This window comes from Aeromonas sp. HMWF017 (genome assembly GCF_003061465.1).
Classification (GTDB): Bacteria; Pseudomonadota; Gammaproteobacteria; order Enterobacterales; family Aeromonadaceae; genus Aeromonas; species Aeromonas veronii.
This window is the reverse complement of record NZ_QAJD01000121.1, coordinates 15,604-37,906: the sequence shown is the minus strand read 5'-3', so window position 1 is coordinate 37,906 and position 22,303 is coordinate 15,604. Positions and strand designations below refer to the sequence as shown.

21 protein-coding genes and 4 tRNA genes are annotated in these 22,303 nt (G+C 58.6%); 21 read left to right on the top strand and 4 right to left on the bottom strand.

Features of this window, described 5'->3' with window-relative positions; all coding sequences use genetic code 11:
* The 3 genes from thiH to DBR30_RS11745 form a co-directional block, all read left to right on the top strand.
* A partial coding sequence (gene thiH, locus DBR30_RS11755; protein ID WP_108588359.1) for a 2-iminoacetate synthase ThiH occupies nt 1-1,043 on the top strand: 1,043 nt, incomplete at its 5' end.
* 220 nt (nt 1,044-1,263) lie between these two features.
* Nucleotides 1,264-2,568 carry an AAA family ATPase gene (locus tag DBR30_RS11750; RefSeq protein ID WP_181363558.1) on the top strand — a complete coding sequence of 435 codons (1,305 nt, stop codon included), beginning with the start codon at nt 1,264-1,266 and terminating at the stop codon, nt 2,566-2,568.
* Entirely contained in the window at nt 2,558-3,163 is a 606-nt protein-coding gene (locus tag DBR30_RS11745; RefSeq protein ID WP_146181034.1) for a hypothetical protein, read from the top strand. Before DBR30_RS11750 ends, DBR30_RS11745 begins: the two co-directional genes overlap by 11 nt.
* Nucleotides 3,164-3,268: 105 nt before the next feature.
* Here the strand turns inward: DBR30_RS11745 and DBR30_RS11740 are convergent, their stop codons facing one another.
* Together DBR30_RS11740 and DBR30_RS11735 are read right to left on the bottom strand one after the other, a co-directional pair.
* A complete protein-coding gene (locus tag DBR30_RS11740; protein WP_108539516.1) occupies nt 3,269-3,820 on the bottom strand; it encodes a GNAT family N-acetyltransferase in 552 nt (183 codons plus the stop codon).
* Nucleotides 3,820-4,248 (bottom strand): GNAT family N-acetyltransferase, encoded by a 429-nt coding sequence (locus DBR30_RS11735; RefSeq protein ID WP_108539513.1) that lies wholly within the window; start codon nt 4,246-4,248, stop codon nt 3,820-3,822. The genes DBR30_RS11740 and DBR30_RS11735 overlap by 1 nt, the downstream gene beginning before the upstream one ends.
* A 216-nt stretch (nt 4,249-4,464) precedes the next feature.
* Here DBR30_RS11735 and ybaK point away from each other — a divergent pair, with 216 nt between their 5' ends.
* The 4 genes from ybaK to DBR30_RS11715 all read left to right on the top strand — a co-directional run bounded on the left by ybaK (nt 4,465) and on the right by DBR30_RS11715 (nt 7,816).
* On the top strand, nt 4,465-4,929 hold the full coding sequence (gene ybaK / locus DBR30_RS11730) for a Cys-tRNA(Pro) deacylase (RefSeq protein ID WP_005336092.1): 465 nt from the start codon (nt 4,465-4,467) through the stop codon (nt 4,927-4,929).
* 136 nt (nt 4,930-5,065) lie between these two features.
* Nucleotides 5,066-5,959 (top strand): hypothetical protein, encoded by an 894-nt coding sequence (locus DBR30_RS11725; protein ID WP_108539510.1) that lies wholly within the window; start codon nt 5,066-5,068, stop codon nt 5,957-5,959.
* Between the two features lie 68 nt (nt 5,960-6,027).
* Complete coding sequence (locus DBR30_RS11720) at nt 6,028-6,819, top strand: substrate-binding periplasmic protein (RefSeq protein ID WP_108539507.1); 792 nt, start codon at nt 6,028-6,030, stop codon at nt 6,817-6,819.
* Nucleotides 6,820-6,931: 112 nt separating this feature from the next.
* Nucleotides 6,932-7,816, top strand: coding sequence for a hypothetical protein (locus DBR30_RS11715; protein WP_108539504.1), 885 nt, complete (start codon nt 6,932-6,934; stop codon nt 7,814-7,816).
* Here the strand turns inward: DBR30_RS11715 and DBR30_RS11710 are convergent.
* Complete coding sequence (locus DBR30_RS11710; protein ID WP_064335340.1) at nt 7,810-8,694, bottom strand: LysR family transcriptional regulator; 885 nt, start codon at nt 8,692-8,694, stop codon at nt 7,810-7,812. The two genes, DBR30_RS11715 and DBR30_RS11710, sit on opposite strands and share 7 nt — an antisense overlap.
* A 134-nt stretch (nt 8,695-8,828) precedes the next feature.
* Here DBR30_RS11710 and DBR30_RS11705 point away from each other — a divergent pair, with 134 nt between their 5' ends.
* The 4 genes from DBR30_RS11705 (at nt 8,829) to DBR30_RS11690 (ending at nt 12,027) form a co-directional block, all read left to right on the top strand.
* The gene (locus DBR30_RS11705; protein ID WP_040069042.1) at nt 8,829-9,230 is read left to right on the top strand and encodes a CidA/LrgA family protein; all 402 of its coding nucleotides are present in this window, start codon (nt 8,829-8,831) and stop codon (nt 9,228-9,230) included.
* The gene (locus DBR30_RS11700; RefSeq protein ID WP_108539501.1) at nt 9,223-9,912 is read left to right on the top strand and encodes an LrgB family protein; all 690 of its coding nucleotides are present in this window, start codon (nt 9,223-9,225) and stop codon (nt 9,910-9,912) included. Before DBR30_RS11705 ends, DBR30_RS11700 begins: the two co-directional genes overlap by 8 nt.
* 74 nt (nt 9,913-9,986) lie before the next feature.
* Complete coding sequence (locus DBR30_RS11695) at nt 9,987-10,886, top strand: hypothetical protein (RefSeq protein WP_108539498.1); 900 nt, start codon at nt 9,987-9,989, stop codon at nt 10,884-10,886.
* A gap of 277 nt (nt 10,887-11,163) precedes the next feature.
* Nucleotides 11,164-12,027 carry a patatin-like phospholipase family protein gene (locus tag DBR30_RS11690; protein ID WP_108539495.1) on the top strand — a complete coding sequence of 288 codons (864 nt, stop codon included), beginning with the start codon at nt 11,164-11,166 and terminating at the stop codon, nt 12,025-12,027.
* Between the two features lie 90 nt (nt 12,028-12,117).
* Here the strand turns inward: DBR30_RS11690 and mutS are convergent, their stop codons facing one another.
* Nucleotides 12,118-14,709 (bottom strand): DNA mismatch repair protein MutS, encoded by a 2,592-nt coding sequence (mutS, locus tag DBR30_RS11685; protein ID WP_108539492.1) that lies wholly within the window; start codon nt 14,707-14,709, stop codon nt 12,118-12,120.
* A 250-nt stretch (nt 14,710-14,959) separates the two neighbouring features.
* On the opposite strand from mutS, the gene pncC reads away from it, so the two are divergent.
* The 10 genes from pncC (at nt 14,960) to DBR30_RS11635 (ending at nt 22,285) form a co-directional block, all read left to right on the top strand.
* On the top strand, nt 14,960-15,451 hold the full coding sequence (gene pncC, locus DBR30_RS11680) for a nicotinamide-nucleotide amidase (protein ID WP_108539489.1): 492 nt from the start codon (nt 14,960-14,962) through the stop codon (nt 15,449-15,451).
* An 80-nt stretch (nt 15,452-15,531) separates the two neighbouring features.
* Nucleotides 15,532-16,596, top strand: a complete 1,065-nt coding sequence (gene recA, locus DBR30_RS11675) for a recombinase RecA (RefSeq protein ID WP_108539486.1) — start codon at nt 15,532-15,534, stop codon at nt 16,594-16,596.
* 44 nt (nt 16,597-16,640) lie between these two features.
* Nucleotides 16,641-17,150 carry a regulatory protein RecX gene (locus DBR30_RS11670; RefSeq protein ID WP_108539527.1) on the top strand — a complete coding sequence of 170 codons (510 nt, stop codon included), beginning with the start codon at nt 16,641-16,643 and terminating at the stop codon, nt 17,148-17,150.
* Between the two features lie 295 nt (nt 17,151-17,445).
* Nucleotides 17,446-20,070: an alanine--tRNA ligase gene (gene alaS, locus DBR30_RS11665; RefSeq protein ID WP_108539483.1), complete on the top strand. Its 2,625-nt coding sequence runs from the start codon at nt 17,446-17,448 to the stop codon at nt 20,068-20,070.
* A 16-nt stretch (nt 20,071-20,086) separates the two neighbouring features.
* Nucleotides 20,087-21,325: an aspartate kinase gene (locus DBR30_RS11660; protein ID WP_005336054.1), complete on the top strand. Its 1,239-nt coding sequence runs from the start codon at nt 20,087-20,089 to the stop codon at nt 21,323-21,325.
* A 103-nt stretch (nt 21,326-21,428) separates the two neighbouring features.
* Nucleotides 21,429-21,617 (top strand): carbon storage regulator CsrA, encoded by a 189-nt coding sequence (gene csrA, locus DBR30_RS11655; protein ID WP_005336053.1) that lies wholly within the window; start codon nt 21,429-21,431, stop codon nt 21,615-21,617.
* Between the two features lie 213 nt (nt 21,618-21,830).
* Nucleotides 21,831-21,923: transfer RNA gene (locus DBR30_RS11650), tRNA-Ser, on the top strand.
* A 3-nt stretch (nt 21,924-21,926) separates the two neighbouring features.
* Nucleotides 21,927-22,003 (top strand) — tRNA-Arg (locus tag DBR30_RS11645).
* Nucleotides 22,004-22,103: 100 nt separating this feature from the next.
* Nucleotides 22,104-22,180, top strand: a tRNA-Arg gene (locus DBR30_RS11640).
* 28 nt (nt 22,181-22,208) lie between these two features.
* Nucleotides 22,209-22,285: transfer RNA gene (locus tag DBR30_RS11635), tRNA-Arg, on the top strand.
* Nucleotides 22,286-22,303 lie beyond the last annotated feature (18 nt).

The window sequence follows — 22,303 nt, the reverse complement described above, 5'->3', positions numbered from 1 at the left end:
ATGTAGAGCGGGCGCTGAGCGCACCGCGCCGCACCCTGACCGATTTTATGGCGCTGATCTCCCCTGCCGCCGAGGCGCTTTTGCCGCAAATGGCCGCCGAGGCCGAGCGGCTGACTCGCCAGCGCTTTGGCAACACCATCGGCTTCTATGTGCCGCTCTATCTGTCGAACCTGTGCGCCAACGACTGCACCTACTGCGGCTTCTCCATGAGCAACCGCCTCAAGCGCAAGACCCTGAATGCAGAGGAGATAGAGCGCGAGTGTCTGGCCATCAAGGCGCGCGGTTTTGACAGCGTGCTGCTGGTGACCGGCGAGCACGAGCACAAGGTGGGGCTCGCCTATTTTCGCGAGGTGATGCCCATCATCCGCCACCACTTCAGCACGGTGGGGATGGAAGTGCAGCCTCTCTCGCAAGCCGAATATGCCGAGCTGAAAAGCCTCGGCCTCGACGCCGTCATGGTCTATCAGGAGACCTACCACGCCCCCACCTACGCCCGCCACCATCTGCGTGGCAACAAGCGGGACATCGCATGGCGTCTCGCCACGCCGGATCGGCTGGGCCGCGCCGGTATCGACAAGATCGGGCTGGGGGCGCTGATCGGTCTCTCCTCGGACTGGCGCGCCGACAGCTACTTTGTCGCCGAGCATCTGAGCTGGCTTGAGCGCCACCACTGGCAGAGCCGCTACTCGCTCTCCTTCCCGCGCCTGCGCCCCTGCACCGGTGGGCTGGAGCCTGCCGTGGTTATGTCGGATCGCCAGCTGGCCCAGCTGATCTGCGCCTGGCGCCTCTTCTCGCCCACGCTGGACTTGTCCCTCTCCACTCGCGAGTCCGCCACCTTTCGCAACGGCGCGGTGCGCCTTGGCATCACCCAGATGTCGGCCGAGTCGCGCACCCAGCCGGGGGGCTATGCCGAGGGGGATAAAGAGGAGCTGGAGCAGTTCGCCATCCACGACGACAGGCCGGTAGGAGAGGTGGCCGCCGCCGTGCGGCAGGCGGGTTTGCAGCCGGTGTTTAAAGATTGGGAACCGTTTTTGGGTCGTTAACGACGTTTACACCTGTGATAACAGACAGCGGCAAGCAGATCGGAGGGGCAGATCCCCGCACTGCTTGCCGTTTCCTTTTGCCTGCGGCAACAGGATTGTCTTGCTGGTGTAACGATATGAATGTCGTTGGCTGTAAGATGAGAAGTCCTAGCCTGATGATCATTTTTTATATATTCTTTCGAGTTAGAACTATTAGTCGACAGAGTGGATGTGCCTAAATATGATTTTAGATATACTGAATTTTGGCCCCATACATACAGCAAAAGTCGAAATTAATGGGCTTTCTGTTATTGCTGGTGATAATGACACAGGGAAAAGCACAATAGGGAAAGCCCTTTTTTCTTTGATTAAAGGTGTCCAGAAATCAACAGAAATAAACGAGGAGGTAAAAAATAGAGAGATTATCCAAGCTGTCGAAGATGTATATTTCTCATCTAGAAAAATGCTTGGCGTATCATTATACTCAAAAATAAGGGAGTATATTTTTCCGCCCACTTTTTTTGATGATATAAAACTTCGCGGTATATCTGCTGTAGAGTCGCGTAAAAATAGCATTTATGTTATAGAAAATTTATTGCTGGATGAGGATTCTATATATAAAGATTTTGCGATTAAGTTTAATCGAATACATGACCTGATAGAGGATGGTGTAGACCCTATAAGCGTACAAATAAAATCTCTCTCGAGCATAATTCACTCTGAGTTTAAAGGTGGTGTTGTTAATAGATACATATCATCTAATGTATCTAAGCTAAAACTCGTTGACTCTGACATTGAGATTCTTTCCTGTGACCTGCATGATGGAAAGGTGAAATCTTTTCAACAGTTGGATCTAATACAGTATGTTGATATCACATATGTGGACTCTCCTGCTGTAGTGAACTTCATATCTCAGATAGATATTTCAGGATCCTTTGATGCTGGTGCTAGAAGTGGTTCAAAACCGCTAACTATACCATTACACTATAAAGATTTGCTGACTAAGTTAAAGAACTCAAAGTATTATGATGATGAGCCATCAGTCATAGAAAAAGAGATATCAGGCATATATGGCGGCAAGTTCTCGTATAACGAAAAAGATAACGATTTCGTTTATAAAAATAACAAAGGCGTTTCAGCGTCATCCATAAATATTGCTGCTGGCATTAAGTCTCTGGGTATTCTAAATTCTTTAGTTGTATCAGGCCTAACTAATGATAAAACTATTTTAATCATTGATGAGCCAGAAGTTAATCTACATCCAAAATGGCAACTAGAGTATGCAAAAATCATATGTGAGCTAGTTAGCATGGGTGGTAACATACTGGTAAATACTCATAGCCCATACATAGTTGAAGCGTTAAAAGCTTTTTCAGTTAGAAAAGGAATCCGTTCAAACTTCTATTACGCTGAAAAAATTGCTGGTGGCCATACAGAGCTGCGCTCATTAGGTAGCGATATTGGTGATATTTTAGAGGCACTTGCTGCACCTTTTCAACGTTTGTATGAAGATTCTTGCTTTATAAGTGACGACTATGATTTGTAATAAAATATATGAGCGTTTATTAGCGGATTTTCCTGGGCAATATAAATCATTGACTGATATAAGTTATAATGATGCATCGGAAAAGAAATTTTATTGTTCTGATGTGAAGTTTATTTCTTTTGATGATATCGAATTTACTCCAGGTAAAGGTGATAAAAAAGGAAAAGCACCAGATATGCTTGCTTGCGCTGGGGGTAAATTAATCTTTGTTGAATTCAAGGAGGGGGCTTGCAAAAATGTTAAAGATGATGATGTTAAGTTGAAAATAATAGAAGGTATAAACTCTCTTTATAGATATTCGGCTAGTAAACTTTCTATTGCTAGGCAAGATTTCTTGAATATTGATATAGATTACTTCGTTTTTCATCGAAAGCCACCTCAGAAGGGCAGTATCTTCCAGCACATGCAGAGGAGCATTGTGCGCTGGCGTTTAAGTGAATATAAAGGCCTGTACTTAAGAGAGGTTGCAACACTTGATGAACATGAAGAGGCATTTAAAGTCTTAAATAAAATTAGTAATGGTTCTCTCTTAAGTGGAACATATGTTAGTTACCTTGGACATGAAACTATTGTTGAGGAGTGGGCCGCAGTATAAAAATTCAAGGATTTAAAATTTTGACGAGGCCTCGTTGTTTTTAATTAGGTTGTTTGAGAGGCCACTGTCGCTATTTTAGAGTTATTGCCCGCTTAATATGTACCACTAACGGGAGTGGTTTTTGGGAACCAGTGAATATATACGTGCATCAAGTGGCTGTCCATGAAGGAAGATGCGATTTCTAGCCCGGCATTCAAAGGTTGCCCCTGCTGCGATAGCAACAGCTTCGCTGGCGTTGTTGCCAACTCCCATCACGATCTCTAGCCGAAATAGTTCCAACTGCTGAAAGCCAAAGTCACGGAGCAGGGCGACCGCCTGTCGGGCGATGCCGCAGCCTTGGCGGGATTGGCGTACCCAATAGCCGATATTGCCGTAACGATGATGGGGCGACAGCTGGTTGATTCCTGCGCCACCCTGCAGTTGGCCGGTGGTGGCGCAGAAGATGCCCATGTCAAAGGCGCGTCCCGCCGCACAATCCTGCTCGCAGCTGGTAAACCACTCCAGCGCGCTCTCCCGGGTAAATGAACGGGAGCACCAGCTCATCCATTTGCCGACCGTCTCGATCGATTCGTGGGCCGCGCGGACAAACTCGTCGGCATCGGCCGGTTCGAATGGGCGGATCACTATATTGGCGTTGGCAAGGCGCGGGAGTGTCATCACTTGTCCTGCTTTTTCAGGAAGTAACTGATATGCCCCGGCGGCATATCGGGCAGCTGGCCAAAGACTTCGTAACCCTGCTTCTGGTAGAAGGGGAGGGCCTGAAAGCTGGTGGTTTCCAAGTGGTAGTTGCTGATGCCCTTGCTTTGGGCGTACTGCTCCATGGCGCCGAGCAGGCGGCCGCCCCAGCCATCGCAGCGGATGCTTTCGTCGATCCAGAGCCAGTCGACGTGCAACCAGCCCCACTTGATGTCGGCAATGATGCCGCCGTGTACCTTGCCCTCTTTATCCTTGATAAAGCTGGCGATCCGCTCGCGCCGAAGTTCGTACAGTTGAGGGCCTGCCTGGCTTACGTTGTAGCCCGTCAGGCCAATGCGCAGCGCTTCAACATCATCGTCCTGAGGCGGTTGGGGTGGGGTTAGTTGCATATGGGCTCCTGCGGTATGGGTTGTGGCGGCAAAGGGTTAAAGCAATACCCGTTTGGACTCTGTTTGGTCAAGTGTTCTGGTCGCTCGCCACCAAGCGTGCATGGTATGGCGGCCAGTCAATGGCCCTTGCAACTTCCATCCCCCCTTGCATCACCCCAGAGTGAGGCGCAGACTGTTTGGCCTTGTTTTTATGCGATTCGATTCAAGGCAACCATCATGACTCCTGCCATCAACCTGCTGAAGAAGCTCAAAATTCCCCACAAGCTCTACCCCTACGAGTGCGAAGCCCACGACGATTTCGGCAAGCATGCCGCGACCCAGCTCGGGCTGCCGGAGGCGCAGGTGTTCAAGACTCTGGTCGCCCATCACGACAAGCAGGCGGTGGTGGCCATCGTTCCCTCATCCGGCATGTGCAGCCTGAAACAGCTGGCCAAGGCGACCGGTCTCAAGAAGGTGGAGATGATGAAACCGGCGGAAGCGGAGAAGCTGACTGGTTACAAGGTGGGTGGCATCAGCCCGCTGGCGCAGAAGAAACTGCTGCCCACTGTGCTCGACGAGTCGGCGCTGCAGTTTGACGAGATCCTGGTGAGCGGCGGCAAGCGCGGTCTCTCGGTCGGGGTGGCGCCGCAGGATATGCTGACGCTGATGAAGTGGATCGCTGCACCCATCGGCGAAGAGTAGTGCCGGGCATGGTGTGAACCTGCTCTCCGGGCCTGTGGCGGCCCGGATAGCCCCACCTGTGAGCGGGCGCGTGCCCTGTGCTCAACGGGGTGCGTGCCAGTCTATAATGGGTGAACCCCGTTGTATGAGTTCAGCCATGATGTACCGACTTCTGTTGCTTTGCCTCTGTTTATCCCTCCCCTCTGCCTTGCTGGCTGCCACCCGTTTTACCCTGCTCAGCCCTGAAAACAGTCAGGATATGCGGATGCGTTATTACCGTGAGGTGATGCAGCTGGCGCTAGAGAAAACTCGCCCCGAATATGGCGACTACGAGTTGCTGGACTCCCTGCCGATGAACAAGGCGCGGATGCGGATCGAGGTGCAGGAGCAGGGCAAAAACGCCCTCTTTATTGTCGACAGCTGGCCTTATCAGGGGGAGGCGGTGGCGGATCAGGTGGCATCGATCCCGTTCCCGATCGATATGGGGATCCTCGGCTATCGGGTCTGTTTTGTCGGCTCGGATCGTGCTGCCGAGCTGGCGCGGGTGAACACCCTGGATCAGTTGCGCCACTTCACTCAAGGGGTGGGCACCGGCTGGCAGGATGCGGCGATCCTGCGCCACGGCGGGCTGACGGTGCATGAGGTGGATAACTACGAGTCGCTGTTTCGTATGGTGGCACGAGGGCGCATCGATCTCTTCTGTCGTGGGGCCAACGAGATCCTGCCGGAGTGGCAATCTCATCAGGGCAAGGTGGCCGGTTTGACGGTCGATCGCCATCTGGCCCTTTTCTATCCGTTGATCCACGTGTTCTACAGTAATGCCCGCTACGTTCAGGAGCGCGAGCGCCTTGAGCGCGGTCTGCAACTAGCCTGGCAGGATGGTTCCCTCAAGCGGCTCTGGCGTCACCACTTCCAGTCCTCGCTGGTGTTTGCCAATCTGGGGGCTCGCCAGATCTTCCGGCTCGGCAACCCGCTGCTACTCAAGACGGGTTTTGACTACCGCCCCTACCTTTACAATCCGCAGGCGGATGATTTCGGTTCACTGCCCTGAGCCGGATTATCAGATGCACAGGCTCTGATAGAGTGAGGGAGAGATCGTTGCCGCCAAGGAGATGGCCCATGCGCGTATCTGCCCGCATCCTGCTCTTCATCGCGTTGCTGCTGCCCGCCACCGGCAGCGCGGTCCCGGCCTTTACGCTGCGTACCTGCCTCGAAAACAGTGACTCCTACCCCTGGCTGCTGCAATCGGGCGAGGGGATTGTGCAGTATCACCTCAAGGCGGTTGCCACCGCCCTCAATGCCGAGATCGAGCTGACGCCGCTGCCGTGGAAGCGCTGCCTCTCGCAGGTGAGCAGTGGCCAGATGGATGCGGCCATCAAGATGAGTTACAGCGTCGAGCGGGCGACCAAGGTGGGGGTTTATCCCATGCGCGGGGGCAAACCCGACCCCGCCAAGCGGCTGCTGACCGAGAGCTACAGCCTCTATCAGCTCAAGGGGGGCAAGAGCCAGTGGGATGGCACCACTCTCAGGGTCAAGGGCATGGTGGCGGCCCAGTCGGGATTTTCCATCGTCGACTTGTTGCTGGCGGCGGGGGCCGAGGTGGACGACTCCAGCCGTGACCCGCTGATCATGTTGAAAAAGCTGGTGATGGATCGGGCGCAGGCGACGGCCATCCAGACCGAGGTGGCTGACAGCATTCTGGCGGCCCATCCCGAGCTGCAGGCCCGTATCGAGCGGCTGTCGCCGGTGCTGGTGGAGAAACCCTACTATCTGGTCTTCTCTCACCGCTTCTATCAGGCCCATCCCCAACAAAGCCGGCAGGTGTGGGATGCCATCGAGCAGGTGCGCGACTCAGCTGCCTACCAACGTTACGCCGCGTCGCTCAGAAGCACGCCTCCGGCGGGGGAGTAGGCTGATGGACGCAGCTGGCCAAAAAGGGGAAGAGACCATGGGGTGGTGGCGGGAGCGGGCGCCCGCGCTCGGGGGCTACACTGAAAGTACCCCTTCAGCCAAGGCGCGGTTTATGTCACCCCTGCATCTGCTTGCTGCCGCTCTGCTCTGCATGTTGTCGCTGACCGGACAGGCGGCCACCCGGTTTACCTATATCAGCCCGGAGAGCGAGCGGGATCCGCGCACCACTTATGATCGGGAGCTGCTGCGGCTCGCCCTCGACAAGACCCGCGACCAGTTTGGCAACTATCTGCTGGAGCCTGCGCCGCCCATGACCAAGGCGCGCGAGCGGGTCAGCATGCAGCTCGACAGCTATCCCAACCTCTTTGTAATGGACAGCTACAGCAGCACCCGCGAGGATCTGGGGCTCGCCTATGTCCGTTTTCCCATCCATCTGGGCATCGTCAGCTACCGCATCTGTTTTGTCAGCCCGCAGCAAAAGGCGGCGGTGAGCAAAGTGACCGACCTCAAGGGGCTGCGGCAGTTCACCTTCGGTCAGGGCAAGGGGTGGCTGGATGTGGATATCCTGCGTTACGCCGGGATGGAGGTGGTGGAAGTGGAGGGGTACGAGAAGCTGTTCAAAATGGTGGCGCGGGGCCGCTTCGATCTCTTCTGCCGCGGGGTGAGCGAGCTGCGCAGTGAGCAGCTTACCCACAAGGAGATGACGGATCTGCTGGTGGATGATGCGCTATTGATCTACTACCCGCTGCCCCGGGTCTTCTACACCAATCCCAACAATCGCGAGGCGCTGCAGCGGGTCGAGCGGGGGTTGCAGCTGGCGTGGCTGGATGGCTCGCTACAGGCGCTGTGGCGCAAGAGCTTTGGCCCGGCCATCGCCTTTGCCAAGCTCTCCCAGCGCCGACTGCTGCGACTGGATAACCCCTTCCTCGACGGGATCAGCTTCGATTACCGCCCCTACTTCTACAATCCGCAGACAGATCGCTTCGGCGATTACTGAGGTGCCTGCCGCTGGCGGCAGAGGGCCAGCCAGGCCTCGGCGGTGCGCGACAGATAGCGCTCGCTCGGCCAGATCACCCCGAGTCGCCAGCTCAGTTCAGGCTCCAGCGGTCGCAGCACCAGACCATCCGGGGTCAGCCGGTTGCAGACCGGCTCCGGCAAGAAGGCGACCCCCATGCCGCTGCGTACCATGGCGGTGAGAAAATCCCACTGGCTGCTGCGCGCTGCCACCTGCGGCACAAAGCCCGCCTCCTGACACGCCTGCTCCAGCCGCTCGCTCAGGGTAAACGCCTGGGTATAGAGCAGGAAGGGCTCCTCCTGCAGAGACTCCAGCCGCAGTGGTGCATCGCCATGCCAGCGGGGTTGATCAGGCAGCACTACCCGGATCGGGTATTGATCCAACTCCAGCGCGCTGAGGGCGCCCCCCTCTTTGGTCGGCAGCATGGTGATGGCGAGATCCAGCTCCCCCTCCAGCACCGCCTGTTCGATGCGGCGACCGCCGTACTCCACCAAGGTCAGCTCAACCTTGGGATAGCGGGTGCGGTAGGCGCGGATCAGATCTGCATAGACGTGACCCACCATGGGGGGAATGCCAAGGGTGAGGCGACCGTGTTGCAGGCTCTGCAGATCCGCCAGTTCGGCCTCCAGCTGCTGCATCTCCGCCAAGATGGTCTGGGCCCGGTTGAACAGCACCTGGCCGCTGTCGGTCAGGGTGAAGCGGCGTCCTTCCCGGTTGAGCAGGGGTTGGCCCAGCTCCTCTTCGATATTGCGGATCATCTTGCTGATGGTGGGCTGGGTGACGAACAGTTTTTCAGAGGCGCGGGTGAAGCTTTTTTCCCGCACCAGTTCGACAAAATAGCGCAGGGCGCGAATATCCATGGACTCTCTCGACTCGTGTTGGCGGGTACGGGATGAAGTATGCCTATGCGGCATGAATTTGATAATTTTAATTCATTTCTGGCAGGTTTTGCTCAACTCTATACTGTGAGCCGGTTCACAGAAAGACGATGATCATGAAAGCCCTCTGCTTGCGCTGGTTACAAACTCCCTTCCAGATTGTGTTGCTGGCAGCCATCTGGCTGCTGGCCGATACCGCGGTGCGTACCCTCCATCTGCCGCTGCCCGCCAACCTCACCGGCATGCTGTTGCTGCTGGCCTGCATCCTGCTCGGGGTGGTTAAGGCCGAGTGGTTCAGCGCGGGTGCTCGCTGGCTGCTGGCCGAGATGCTGCTCTTCTTCGTGCCCGCTGTGGTGGCGGTGGTCAACTATCAGGATCTGCTGTTGCAGGAGGGGTGGCGCATCATGGTGGTGCTGCTGGTGAGCACCACGCTGGTACTCGGCACTACCGCGCTGGTGGTGGACCGGGTCTACCGCCTCGAACTGAAACTGGCCCGCCGGAGTCGCCGTCATGTCTGATACCCTGCTCGGGCTGATCTGTTTCGCCCTCACCCTGATCTTCTACTACGCCAGCAAATGGCTCTATGGCAAAAAGCGCATTCTGCCGCTGATGCCGCTGCTGCTGGCGCCGACCCTGCTGGTGGCCGTGGTGCTGCTGTTCCACATCCCCTATCAGGATTACATGGCGGAATCCCACTGGCTGCTCTGGCTGCTGGGCCCCGCCACCGTCGCCTTCGCGGTGCCGGTCTACGAGAACCGCCAGCTCATTCGTCGCCACTGGTTGTCTCTGTCGGTAGGGGTGGTCGCATCGGTCATCATGGCGGTGGGGAGTACCGTGCTGCTGGCCCGCTGGCTGGATCTCTCCGACATGCTGCAACGCAGTCTGGCGATGCGCTCCATCACTACGCCGTTTGCGGTGGAGGCGACCCGCGCCATCGGTGGTCAGAGCGATCTCACCGCGCTGTTTGTTGTGCTCACCGGCGTCATCGGCATGGCGGTGGGGGAGAGTGTGCTCACCGTGCTGGCCATTCGCAGTCGTCTTGGCAAGGGTGCCGGTTTTGGTGCCTCGGCCCACGGTGCCGGTACCGCCAAGGCCTATCAGATGGGCAACGAAGAGGGGGTGGTCTCCAGTATGGTGATGATGATCGCCGGCATGGTGACCGTGCTGCTGGCGCCCCTGCTGGGCCGGATGTTCTGGTAGGCCTGGCTTCCCTTTAGAAGGCGGCTCGTCCCGGCGCTACACTCTAGTGAGCCTGTATTTCCGGGATGAGCAGTATGACCTTTCATCGCCTCGCTTCCTGCTTGCTGCTGTGCAGCCTTTCCCTCCTTGCCACTCCCCTAAGGGCGAGCGACGTCATCACTCATATCAGCCCCGAGAGCGATCGGGACTTGCGTACCCTCTATTTTCGCGATCTGTTGCAGTTGGCGCTGGAGAAGACCCGCGATAGCTTCGGTGACTACGAGCTGCGGACCGCACCGCCGATGAACCGTATCCGGATGCGACAGATTGTGCAGACTCAGCAATACCCCAATCTGTTTGTGGCTGACAGTCTGCGCCCGGCCGCAGAGAGCGAAGCGCTGGATTACGTCCGTTTTCCGGTGGAGCTGGGTATCCTCGGTTATCGCATCTGCTTTGTCAGTCCGCAGCAGGCCGATGCGGTGGCAAGGGTCAATACCCTGACCGAGCTGCAGCAATTTCTGCACGGGCAGGGGCGTGGCTGGCAGGATGCGGAGATCCTGCGTCATGGGGGATTCAAGGTGCAGGAGATCGACGGTTACGAGCGGCTGTTCAAGCTGGTGGCTCGCGGTCGCATTGATCTCTTTTGCCGCGGGGCCAACGAGCTCTTTATTGAGCAGGAGCAGCACAGTGATCTGCCCGGTCTCACCGTGGATCGGCGAGTGGCGCTGCACTATCCCTTCCTTCACCTCTTCTACACCCACAAGGATAATCAGGCCGCCATCCGCCGCCTCTCGGTCGGCCTCAAGCTGGCGTGGCGGGATGGCTCGCTGCAACAGCTCTGGCTGCGCCACTTCAAACCTTCCCTCGAGCAGGCGCAGCTCCCCAAGCGCCTGTTGTTCGAGTTGGCCAATCCGCGCTTGGATAAGGTGGACTTTGATTATCGGGCCTACCACTACAACCCCGTCGACGGGACGTTCGGGCCCGGGCTGCCTTGATCCTGATGGTGCTGTTCCCGGATAAAGGGCCGTCTCTGCCGATGTGCTAAATCATGCCAATAAGGCATGTTTTTTATTATTTAAATTCATTTTTTGAAGGTTGGTGAGCTGCATATACTGGTGGTCGCTTCACGGTTCAGGTTTGCCCTTGCACTGCTTCTGGCTTGCGCAAGTGGCTTGAATCGTCCTGCTGCGGCGTCTTGATGTTCTGCATGAAGGCGTCCATCACTGGGCCGGGATCGATCCCGGCAGGTATTACAGCTGACGGAGCCTTGTTATGTTTAATCCCCACCCTTGCGCCCTGATTGTCGAAGGGGGCGCGATGCGCGGCATCTTTGCCAGCGGCGTGCTCGATGCGTTTGTCGAAAGTCACCACTACCCGTTCGATTTCGTCATGGGCGTCTCGGCCGGTGCCACCAATCTGGTCTCCTACCTGAGCGAGCAGCCGCGCCGCAGTCACCACATCATCACCGAGCTGGCTTGCAGCTCCCGGTTTCTCGATCCCCTGCGTTTCGTCAAAGGGGGCGATCTGGTGGACATCGGCTGGCTGTGGCAAGCCAGTCGCCATCGCTTCCCGCTCGATCTCGACACTTTCTGCGCCCGCGACATTCCCTTCTACGCGGTGGCGACCGATGTGGCGAGCGGCAAGGCCATCTATCTGCCGGTGCGGCCCGACAACATGGACGAGGTGCTGACCGCCACCTGCGCCCTGCCGGTGGTGCAGCATGATACCCCCTGCGTCGATGGTCGCCCGATGGCCGATGGCGGCATCAGCGACTCCATTCCGGTGATTGAGGCCTATCGTCGCGGGGCGCGGCGGATGACGGTGGTGCTGTCGGAGCCCTGGGGATATCGCAAGAAGCCGGCCCGTTTCTGCTGGATGGTCAAAGCCTTGCTGAAAACCCAGCCTGCACTGGCGCAAGCCATGCTGGAGCGGGATCTCGCCTACAACCGGGCACTCGATTTCATTGCCAATCCCCCTGCCGATTGCGATATCGAGGTGATCGCGCCACCGGCCGATTTCATGGTCTCCCGTTTTACCCAGGACCCGGTCAAGCTGGAGTCCGGCTATCTGCAGGGTTACTGGCAGGGGCGCCAGAGCCTGCTGCGGGCCCGTGGAGAGGCGCGAGCGGTGGCCTGACTGGTTTGCCGGGTGCTGAATATGATGCGTTGAACATAAAAAGGGGAACCACGCGGTTCCCCTTTTGCATGCTTGCGCGGCGGCAGCTGCTTACAACATCTGCTTGAGGCGATAGAGCAGATCCAGCGCCTGCCGCGGGGTGAGCTCGTCGGGACGCACCGCTTCCAGCTCTTCCACCACCGGATGAGGCTGCGGGGCGAGGGCCACCGGAGCCGAGCGGCTTTCACCTGCGGCCACCGGAGTGGCGCTCTCCAGCTCGTACAGTTTGTGACGGGCCTGCTGGATCACCGATTTGGGCACCCCCGCCAACGCCGCCACTTGCAGACCGTAGGAGCGGCTGGCCGCGCCTTCCTGCACCGCGTGCATAAAGGCGATGGTGTCGCCGTGCTCCACCGCATCGAGGTGGACGTTGGCCAGCCCGTTCATCAGCTCCGGCAGGCGGGTCAGCTCGAAGTAGTGGGTGGCGAACAGGGTGTAGGCGCCGATCTTGCTCGCCAGCTGCTCGGCGCAGGCCCACGCCAGCGAGAGACCGTCGTAGGTGCTGGTGCCGCGGCCAATCTCGTCCATCAGCACCAGACTGCGGGCGGTGGCGTTGTTGAGGATATTGGCGGTCTCGGTCATCTCCACCATAAAGGTGGAGCGGCCGGAGGCGAGATCGTCCGATGCACCGATGCGGGTAAAGATGCGGTCGATGGGGCCGATGCGGGCGCTGTCCGCAGGCACGAATGCACCGATATGGGCCAGCAGCACGATCAGCGCGGTCTGGCGCATATAGGTCGATTTACCGCCCATGTTGGGGCCGGTGATGATCAGCATCCGCCGCTCCCGCTCCAGCCGGATGGGGTTGGCGATGAAGGGGTCGGTCATCACCTGCTCCACCACCGGATGGCGGCCCGCCTCGATGATGATCTGATCTTCGTCGATGAGGGTGGGGCAGCGGTAGTCGAGGGTCTCGGCCCGCTCGGCCAGGTTGGCCAGCACGTCCAGCTCCGCCAGCGCGGCAGCAGACTCCTGCAGATCGCCAAGGTGCGGCAGCAGGGCATCGAGCAGCTCTTCGTAGAGCCGTTTCTCCAACGCCAGCGCCTGGGACTGGGCGGTGAGTACCTTGTCCTCGTACTTTTTCAGCTCATCGATGATGTAGCGTTCGTTGTTCTTGAGGGTCTGGCGGCGGATGTAGTGGGCCGGCACCAGATGGCTGTTGGCGCGGCTCACCTCGATATAGAAGCCGTGCACCTTGTTGTAGCCCACCTTGAGGGTGTTGATGCCGGTCAGCAGTTTCTCCCGCTCCTCGATGCGGGCGAGGCTGGCGGTGGCGCCGTTGGCGAGATCCCGCAGCTCGTCAAGCTCCTGATTGAAGCCGTCACGGATGACACCGCCATCGCGGATCAGCACCGGCGGCACCTCCATCACCGCACGCTCCAGCAGGTCGAGCAACTCGGGGAAGGTGCTGGCGCGCTCGGCCAGCTGCTGCACCGCTTCGTGCTCGTTGTCCGCCAGCAGGCGTTGCAACTCGGGCAACTGGGCGAAAGCCTGACGCAGGCGGGTGAGGTCGCGCGGGCGGGCCGAGCGCAGGGCGAGACGGGCCAGCACCCGCTCCACATCACCCACCTGACGCAGCAGGCTGCCCAGCTCGTCATAGAGGTTCTGCTCGATGAGCTCCTTGATGGTGCTCTGGCGACCTTTCAGGATCACCCGATCGCGGATCGGCTGGTGGATCCAGCGCTTGAGCAGGCGGCTGCCCATGGGGGTGGCGGTGCGATCCAGCACCTCGGCCAGGGTATTTTCATAGCCACCGGCCAGATTCTGGGTCAGCTCCAGATTGCGGCGAGTGGCGGCATCCATGATGACCGCATGGTCAGGCTGTTCGAGGCGCACATTGCGGATGTGGGGCAGGGCGGTGCGCTGGGTGTCCTTGACGTACTGCATCAGGCAGCCTGCGGCGCACAGGGCGGTCTCGCTCTTGTCGACGCCAAAGCCCACCAGGTCCTGGGTGCCGAACTGCTGACACAACAGCTTGCGGGCGGTGCCCAGCTCAAACTCCCACTCTGGGCGGCGACGCAGGCCGCGGCGACCCTCGATGTGGTGCAGGAACTCGAATGATTCGGGGTAGAGCAGCTCGGCAGGATTGGTGCGCTGAAGCTCTGCCAGCAGGGTCTCTTCTTTCTCGAACTGGTTGATGAAGAAGCGGCCGGAGCCGATGTCCATGGTGCCATAGCCGAAGCGGCGGCCATCGTGGTAGACGGCGGCGATCAGGTTGTCCTGCCGCTCGCTGAGCAGCGCCTCGTCGGAAACGGTGCCCGGGGTGATGATGCGAATGACCTTGCGCTCCACCGGTCCCTTGCTGGTGGCGGGATCTCCCACCTGCTCGCAGATGGCGGCGGATTCGCCGAGCTGCACCAGTTTGGCCAGATATCCTTCGATAGCGTGATAGGGAACACCCGCCATCGGTATGGGGCTGCCCGCCGACTGGCCGCGTTTGGTCAGGGAGATGTCGAGCAGCTGGGAGGCCTTGCGGGCATCGTCATAGAACAGCTCGTAGAAGTCGCCCATCCGGTAGAACAGCAGGATCTCCGGGTTCTCGGCCTTGAGGCCAAGGTACTGCTGCATCATGGGCGTGTGGGCGCTCAGATTGGCGCCGGGAGCGGAGCCTGTGGCGCCGCTGGCTTGGTGTTGTGCGGTCATGTTCTGTTCCAGAAGGGGCCTCTGCGGGCCAGTGTCTGCGGTGATGTGCCTTGAGCTTGATGGCGCCATTCTACACATAAGCGCCGCGACGGGGGAGCGGGTGTTCCGGGCGCGGTTGCTCTGCATTATTGAAGACATGACTCCGGTGCGGCACCTCACATTGCGGCAGGCAAGGGCGGTCTGCCGTGGTTGCGGGGGTTGGTATCGGGATCGCATAATGTGCCTCTTGAGCGGATCAGAAGGAGTCGTGATGAAACTGGATGCAGAGATAGAGCACCTTGCCATCGAGCTGGGACGGGCCCTCGGTCAACGGGGCTGGCTGGCTGCGACCGCCGAATCCTGTACCGGCGGCGGGGTGGCCAGCGCCATCACCGACATCGCGGGCAGCTCAGGCTGGTTTGATCGCGGATTTGTCACTTACACCAACGAAGCCAAGCAGCAGATGTTGGGGGTGAGCAGCGAGAGCCTTGAGCGGCACGGCGCGGTGAGCGAAGCGGTGGTGCTGGAGATGGCCCGCGGTGCGCTGGCGCACTCGTCTGCCTCCATCAGCGTTGCCATCAGCGGCATCGCTGGCCCCGGCGGCGCCACCGAGGGCAAGCCGGTCGGCACCGTCTGGTTCGCCTGGGCCGACAGCAATGGCCGCCACCACTCCCTGCTGGCCCGCTTCGACGGGGATCGCCGACAGGTGCGCCAGCAGGCGGTGAGACAGGCCTTGTCGGGTCTGTTGGCCCTGCTCAGATAAATTGGGCTTGATACTGTATGAATAGACAGTATACTTAGCCCAGCTTCATTTTTTACTCACGATTTCCAGCGGAGATTGGCATGGATCAGAACAAACAGAAGGCACTGGCGGCTGCGCTGGGTCAGATTGAAAAGCAGTTCGGCAAAGGTTCCATCATGCGTCTGGGCGACAGCAAGACCATGGATATCGAAGCCATCTCTACCGGTTCCCTCTCGCTGGACGTGGCGCTGGGGATCGGCGGTCTGCCGTGTGGCCGTATCGTCGAAATCTACGGCCCGGAATCTTCCGGTAAAACCACCCTCACCCTGCAGGTGATCGCGGAAGCCCAGAAGAAGGGCAAGACCTGTGCCTTCGTCGATGCGGAGCACGCGCTGGATCCCATCTATGCCGCCAAGCTGGGCGTCAACGTCGACGACCTGCTCATCTCCCAGCCGGATACCGGTGAACAGGCGCTGGAGATCTGCGACATGCTGGTTCGCTCCAACGCCGTTGACGTCATCATCGTTGACTCCGTGGCAGCCCTGACTCCGAAAGCGGAAATCGAAGGCGAGATGGGTGACTCCCACGTCGGCCTGCAGGCTCGTCTGATGTCCCAGGCGCTGCGCAAGCTGACCGCCAACATCAAGAACGCCAATTGCCTGTGTATCTTCATCAACCAGATCCGGATGAAAATCGGTGTTATGTTCGGCAGCCCGGAGACTACTACCGGCGGTAACGCGCTCAAGTTCTACGCTTCCGTGCGTCTGGATATCCGCCGTATCGGCGCCATCAAGGAAGGTGACGAAGTGGTCGGTAACGAGACCCGCGTCAAAGTGGTCAAGAACAAGGTAGCCCCGCCCTTCAAACAGGCTGAATTCCAGATCTTCTACGGTGCCGGTATCTCCAAAGAGGGCGAGCTGGTGGATCTCGGCGTCAAGCACAAGCTGATCGACAAGGCCGGTGCCTGGTACAGCTACAACGGCGAGAAGATCGGTCAGGGCAAGGCCAACGTGATGAAGCTGTTCGCCGAGAACAAGGCGATGGCTGGTGAAGTGGAGGCTCGTCTGCGCGAGCTGCTGCTCTCCGGTGCCGTGCCAGTCGATGACAAGGCTGCTCCGGTTGAGGCAGACGAGTTCGATGCCGAAAGCGAACAAGAGTTCGAATAAGGAACAAAGGAAGGCCGGGTAGATACCCGGCCTTGTTATTTATGATGGTTGATGAATCCGTTACCGAACCGGTCGAGCCTGCCGAGCCGAGCTTTGCAGAGCAGCTTGCCGCCGCCCGTGCTTATGCCATGCGCAGTCTGGCCCGTCGCGAGAGTGCCGAGTCAGAGCTGGCCAACCGGCTGCGCCAGCAGGGTTTCAATGCAGAGGTGATCGAGGCGGTGGTCGACTACTGCCGCGGTTATAACTGGGTCAATGATGAACGTTACGGTGGCATGGCAGTGCGGGCCGGTGCCGCCAAGGGGCGTGGCCCCATCAGGATCCGTTTCGATCTGCGCCGCAAGGGGCTCGATGATATGCAGATTGATGCCGCATTCGAGCAACCCGAGCTGGACTGGTTCGAACTGGCGTTTGCTCTGCTCGAACGGCGCGCCCGGGTGGCCGATCTGGCGGATTTCAAGCTGCGGATGAAGTGGCTCAAATATCTGCTGGGGCGCGGCTTTACCCAGGATCAGGCACGTTACGCTATCTCTGCCCTGCAGGAGCGGGAGGAGTAACGCCACTGCGTGGCAAACGTTGTTTCACCTCTCCTGATGGCAGGTTTTTCCTGCCTGTTCAGTAGCTTGCGAGCGCAATTCCGAAAAAGCAGCCTTTTGTTCATCTCATCCCTCTTTGTGCGCGGCTTTTTTGCCTCTCGACAGTGGAAAAAGCCACTGTGAGCAGTGGCGCTCTTTTCTGGCCCGTTTATGTGCGCTTTTTCGCCCGTGGCGGCCCTGTCCGTTTTACTTTACCCCGCAGAAAACTTACATTAATGCGGTTAAAAGTCCGTATTCGAATCAAGCAGGATTTTCCATGTATATGTCCACGTCAGAGATTCGCGCTGCGTTTCTCGAGTATTTCCGTTCCCAGGGGCACCAGGTTGTCTCCTCCAGCTCGCTGGTACCGCATAACGACCCGACCCTGTTGTTTACCAACGCGGGTATGAACCAGTTCAAGGACGTGTTCCTTGGCGCAGACAAGCGTGCCTACAATCGCGCGACGACTTCCCAGCGTTGCGTGCGTGCCGGTGGTAAGCACAATGATCTGGAAAACGTCGGCTATACCGCTCGTCACCACACCTTCTTCGAAATGCTGGGCAACTTCAGCTTCGGTGACTACTTCAAGCAGGATGCCATCAAGTTTGCATGGGGCTTCCTGACCGAGGTGCTGCAGCTGCCGAAAGATCGCCTGCTGGTGACCGTCTACGCGACTGACGATGAAGCTTTCGATATCTGGGAAAAAGAGGTCGGTGTGCCGGCCGATCGCATCGTCCGCATCGGTGACAACAAGGGTGCCCCTTACGCTTCCGACAACTTCTGGGCCATGGGCGATACCGGCCCGTGCGGTCCCTGCACCGAGATCTTCTATGACCACGGCGATCACATCTGGGGTGGCCGTCCCGGCTCACCGGAAGAGGATGGTGACCGTTTCATCGAGATCTGGAACGTGGTCTTCATGCAGTTCAACCGTCAGGCTGACGGCACTATGGAGCCGCTGCCCCGTCCGTCCGTGGATACCGGCATGGGTCTGGAGCGTATCTCCGCCATCATGCAGGGTGTGCACTCCAACTACGAAATCGACATCTTCCAGGCGCTGATCAAGAAAGCGGCCGAGATTGTCGGCACCACCGATCTGAGCAACCAGTCCCTGCGCGTCATCGCTGACCACATCCGCTCCTGCGCCTTCCTGGTGGCAGATGGCGTGATGCCGTCCAACGAAGGTCGTGGCTATGTGCTGCGCCGCATCATCCGCCGCGCCGTGCGTCACGGTCGCAAGCTGGGCGCGACCGATGTCTTCTTCTACAAACTGGCTGCCGAGCTGGCAGTGCAGATGAAGGATGTCGCTGCCGAGCTGATCGCCCAGCTGCCGCTGGTCGAGCGCGTGTTGCGCATCGAAGAGGAGCAGTTCGTCCGCACCCTGGATCGCGGTCTGCTGCTGCTGGAAGATGTGCTGGCCAACCTGGGCGATGCCAAGGTTATTCCGGGTGAGGTGGTGTTCAAGCTGTATGACACTTACGGCTTCCCGGCTGACCTGACTGCCGACGTGGTGCGCGAGCGCGAGATCGGCATCGACGAAGAGGGCTTCAAGGCCGAGATGGAGAAGCAGCGTGCGCGTGCCAAAGAGGCCTCCAGCTTCGGCGTGAACTACAACGAGATGCTCAAGCTCGACTTCGAAACCCCGTTCACCGGTTACAAGAACCTGAGCGAGCGCACCCGTGTGCTCGGCATCTACAAGGGCACCGAAGAGGTGAATGGCCTGATCGCCGGTGACGAAGCTGTCATCGTGCTGGAGCAGACCCCCTTCTACGCCGAGTCCGGCGGCCAGATTGGCGACAGCGGTACCCTGAAAGTGGACGACGGCATCTTTGCCGTGACCGACACCCTGAAAGCGGGCAAGGCGATCATCCACAAGGGTTACATGGAGCTGGGCACTCTGGAGAAAGGGGCCGAGGTCGAGGCCGTGGTAGACGCTGACCGTCGTCAGGCCATCGCCCTGAACCACTCCGTGACTCACCTGCTGCACGCAGCTCTGCGTCAGGCTCTGGGCGAGCATGTCACCCAGAAAGGTTCTCTGGTTGGAGCCGAGCGCATGCGTTTCGACTTCTCCCACTTCGAGGGGCTGACCATGGCGACCATTCGCCGGGTCGAGGAGCTGGTCAACAACCAGATCCGCGCCAACCACGAAATCACCACCCAGCTGATGGATCTGGAAGCGGCCAAGTCCGCCGGTGCCATGGCGCTGTTTGGTGAAAAATATGAAGACGACGTGCGTGTCGTGCGCATGGGCGACTACTCCACCGAGTTGTGCGGCGGTACTCACGCCAAGCGCACCGGTGATATCGGCTTCTTCAAGATCATCGCCGAGAGCGGTATCGCTGCTGGCGTGCGCCGTATCGAAGCGGTGACCGGCAAAGCGGCCATCGACTTCATGCATCAGGTTGGCGAGCAGATCGAAGAGGCTGCTGCCCTGGTGAAAGGTGACCAGTTCTGCATCGCCGACAAGGTTCGCCAGATGCTGGACAAGGCCAAGATGATGGAGCGCGAGCTGGAGCAGCTCAAGGCCAAGCTGGCCGCTCAGGCCGGTAACGACCTGCTGGGTCAGGTGATCGAGATCAACGGTCAGAAGGTGCTGGTTGCAGCGCTGGAAGGGGCCGATCCGAAATCCCTGCGCGGCGTGCTGGACGAGCTGAAGAACCAGATGAAGTCCGGTGTTGTGCTGCTGGCAACCTGTGCCGATGGCAAGGTCAACCTGATCGCGGGCGTCACCAACGACCTGACCGGCAAGGTCAAGGCCGGTGAGCTGGTCAATCTGGTTGCCCAGCAGGTGGGTGGCAAGGGCGGTGGCCGTCCGGACATGGCACAGGCGGGTGGTACCCAGCCTGAGGCGGTGCCGGCAGCGCTGCAATCCGTTCACTCCTGGCTGGAAGAGCGCCTGTAATCGGGCGAGGTGATCTGTGGCACTCTATGTACAGAAGTACGGCGGCACCTCGGTCGGCACACTGGAGCGGATCGAGGCGGTAGCTGAGCGGGTCGAGCAGACCCGCGCCCAGGGACACGACGTGGTGGTGGTTGTCTCCGCCATGTCGGGCGAAACCAACCGGTTGCTGGGCATGGCCCAGCAACTGGATCCTGATGCCAACCGGCGCGAGATGGATGTACTGGTCTCCACCGGTGAGCAGGTCACCATAGCGCTGCTGGCCATCGCGTTGAACAAACGCGGTTGCCCGGCGGTCTCGATGACTGGCGATCAGGTACGGATTCATACCGATTCCGCCTATGGTAAGGCGCGCATCACCCACATCGACACCGAGCTGGTTCATGCCGAACTGGCTGCGGGCAAGGTGGTGGTGATCGCCGGTTTCCAGGGCCGTGACGAGCATAACGCCATCACGACGCTGGGCCGCGGCGGTTCGGATACCACGGCAGTTGCCGTGGCGGCGGCCATCAAGGCCGATGAGTGCCAGATCTTTACCGATGTGGATGGGGTATACACCACGGATCCGCGCATCGAGCCCAAGGCTCGTCGTCTCGACACCATCACCTTCGAGGAGATGCTGGAGATGGCCAGTCTCGGCGCCAAGGTGCTGCAGATCCGCTCGGTGGAGTTTGCGGGCAAGTACCGCGTCCCGCTGCGGGTGCTGTCGAGCTTTATCGATGGAGAGGGAACCTTAATCACATATGGAGGTGATAGGATGGAAGCTCCCCTGGTATCCGGGATCGCTTTTAACCGCAACGAGGCCAGCCTGACCATTCTGGGCGTGCCGGACAGACCAACCGTTGCCGCGCAGATCCTGAATCCGATCAGCGACGCCAACATTGATGTCGACATGATTGTGCAGAACACCCTGGGAGATGGCACCGCTGACTTCACCTTCACGGTGAATCGTGACGACTATCGCCGCGCCCGGGCGCTGTTGGAGGAGACCGCCACCGAACTTGGCGCCTCCTGCGTGCAGGGAAATGGCGAGATTGCCAAGGTCTCCATTGTCGGTGTCGGCATGTGGAACCATCCCGGTGTTGCGCGCACCATGTTCAAGGTATTGGGCGAGGAGGGGATCAACATGCAGTTGATCTCGACCTCTGAAATCAAAATCTCTGTGGTGATTGACGAGAAGTATCTGGAGCTGGCGGTGCGAGCCCTGCACGCGGCTTTCGGGTTGGATCAGGCACCGCAAGAGCAGCCCTTGGGCTAACAATCTCTGATTGATTTAGTTTCAACCATTTACCATATCGGTATCTTTGTTAGATAATGTCGCATATCGATATAAAAACAAAACAGGATACAGGAGCAAGCGAATGCTTATTTTGACTCGTCGTGTTGGGGAAACCCTGATGATTGGTGATGAAGTGACTGTCACCGTGCTGGGCGTTAAAGGCAACCAGGTCCGTATCGGTGTTAACGCGCCGAAAGAGGTCTCCGTACACCGCGAAGAGATCTACCAGCGCATCCAGGCCGAGAAAGTTCCGGGCCAACCGGGCTTCTAGGCCACTTTCATGGCTGTGACAAGGCGACACCTCATGTGTCGCCTTTTGTTTTTCCGGCCCCCTGAAATTGCCCTGCAGGGCGTGAAACTGCGGGATAAGTGCCGATATTGTTTGAATATTCCACGCTTTGACCAAATGCTGAGCGAACGCATTTTTTTCTCCAAAAAAGTGTTTGACTAAAAATCCCTGTGAAGTATTATCAGCCCCGCAAACGGAGAGGTGGCCGAGAGGCTGAAGGCGCTCCCCTGCTAAGGGAGTATGCGGCTTATACCCGCATCGGGGGTTCGAATCCCCCCTTCTCCGCCATTTGCGCCCGTAGCTCAGCTGGATAGAGTACCTGGCTACGAACCAGGTGGTCAGAGGTTCGAATCCTCTCGGGCGCACCATATTACGACTCAAGCAAGAGTCATGTGTTGACCATCAGCAAGTCGACACCTTGGAAAAGGCTTACTGATAAGTAAGCTTTTTTTATCGTTTTAAAACAGGGCGCCCGTAGCTCAGCTGGATAGAGTACCTGGCTACGAACCAGGTGGTCAGAGGTTCGAATCCTCTCGGGCGCACCATATTTCAAGTAGTACCAAAAGTTTATGAGCGCCCGTAGCTCAGCTGGATAGAGTACCTGGCTACGAACCAGGTGGTCAGAGGTTCGAATCCTCTCGGGCGCACCATACAGACAGCCTCGACTT

Bases quoted from the DNA above. Each gene is read 5' to 3' on its own strand.
- DBR30_RS11750 (WP_181363558.1), top strand. From the start codon at position 1,264: ATGATTTTAGATATACTGAATTTTGGCCCCATACATACAGCAAAAGTC.
- DBR30_RS11745 (WP_146181034.1), top strand. From the start codon at position 2,558: ATGATTTGTAATAAAATATATGAGCGTTTATTAGCGGATTTTCCTGGG.
- DBR30_RS11740 (WP_108539516.1), bottom strand. From the start codon at position 3,820: ATGACACTCCCGCGCCTTGCCAACGCCAATATAGTGATCCGCCCATTC.
- DBR30_RS11735 (WP_108539513.1), bottom strand. From the start codon at position 4,248: ATGCAACTAACCCCACCCCAACCGCCTCAGGACGATGATGTTGAAGCG.
- ybaK (WP_005336092.1), top strand. From the start codon at position 4,465: ATGACTCCTGCCATCAACCTGCTGAAGAAGCTCAAAATTCCCCACAAG.
- DBR30_RS11725 (WP_108539510.1), top strand. From the start codon at position 5,066: ATGATGTACCGACTTCTGTTGCTTTGCCTCTGTTTATCCCTCCCCTCT.
- DBR30_RS11720 (WP_108539507.1), top strand. From the start codon at position 6,028: ATGCGCGTATCTGCCCGCATCCTGCTCTTCATCGCGTTGCTGCTGCCC.
- DBR30_RS11715 (WP_108539504.1), top strand. From the start codon at position 6,932: ATGTCACCCCTGCATCTGCTTGCTGCCGCTCTGCTCTGCATGTTGTCG.
- DBR30_RS11710 (WP_064335340.1), bottom strand. From the start codon at position 8,694: ATGGATATTCGCGCCCTGCGCTATTTTGTCGAACTGGTGCGGGAAAAA.
- DBR30_RS11705 (WP_040069042.1), top strand. From the start codon at position 8,829: ATGAAAGCCCTCTGCTTGCGCTGGTTACAAACTCCCTTCCAGATTGTG.
- DBR30_RS11700 (WP_108539501.1), top strand. From the start codon at position 9,223: ATGTCTGATACCCTGCTCGGGCTGATCTGTTTCGCCCTCACCCTGATC.
- DBR30_RS11695 (WP_108539498.1), top strand. From the start codon at position 9,987: ATGACCTTTCATCGCCTCGCTTCCTGCTTGCTGCTGTGCAGCCTTTCC.
- DBR30_RS11690 (WP_108539495.1), top strand. From the start codon at position 11,164: ATGTTTAATCCCCACCCTTGCGCCCTGATTGTCGAAGGGGGCGCGATG.
- mutS (WP_108539492.1), bottom strand. From the start codon at position 14,709: ATGACCGCACAACACCAAGCCAGCGGCGCCACAGGCTCCGCTCCCGGC.
- pncC (WP_108539489.1), top strand. From the start codon at position 14,960: ATGAAACTGGATGCAGAGATAGAGCACCTTGCCATCGAGCTGGGACGG.
- recA (WP_108539486.1), top strand. From the start codon at position 15,532: ATGGATCAGAACAAACAGAAGGCACTGGCGGCTGCGCTGGGTCAGATT.
- DBR30_RS11670 (WP_108539527.1), top strand. From the start codon at position 16,641: ATGGTTGATGAATCCGTTACCGAACCGGTCGAGCCTGCCGAGCCGAGC.
- alaS (WP_108539483.1), top strand. From the start codon at position 17,446: ATGTATATGTCCACGTCAGAGATTCGCGCTGCGTTTCTCGAGTATTTC.
- csrA (WP_005336053.1), top strand. From the start codon at position 21,429: ATGCTTATTTTGACTCGTCGTGTTGGGGAAACCCTGATGATTGGTGAT.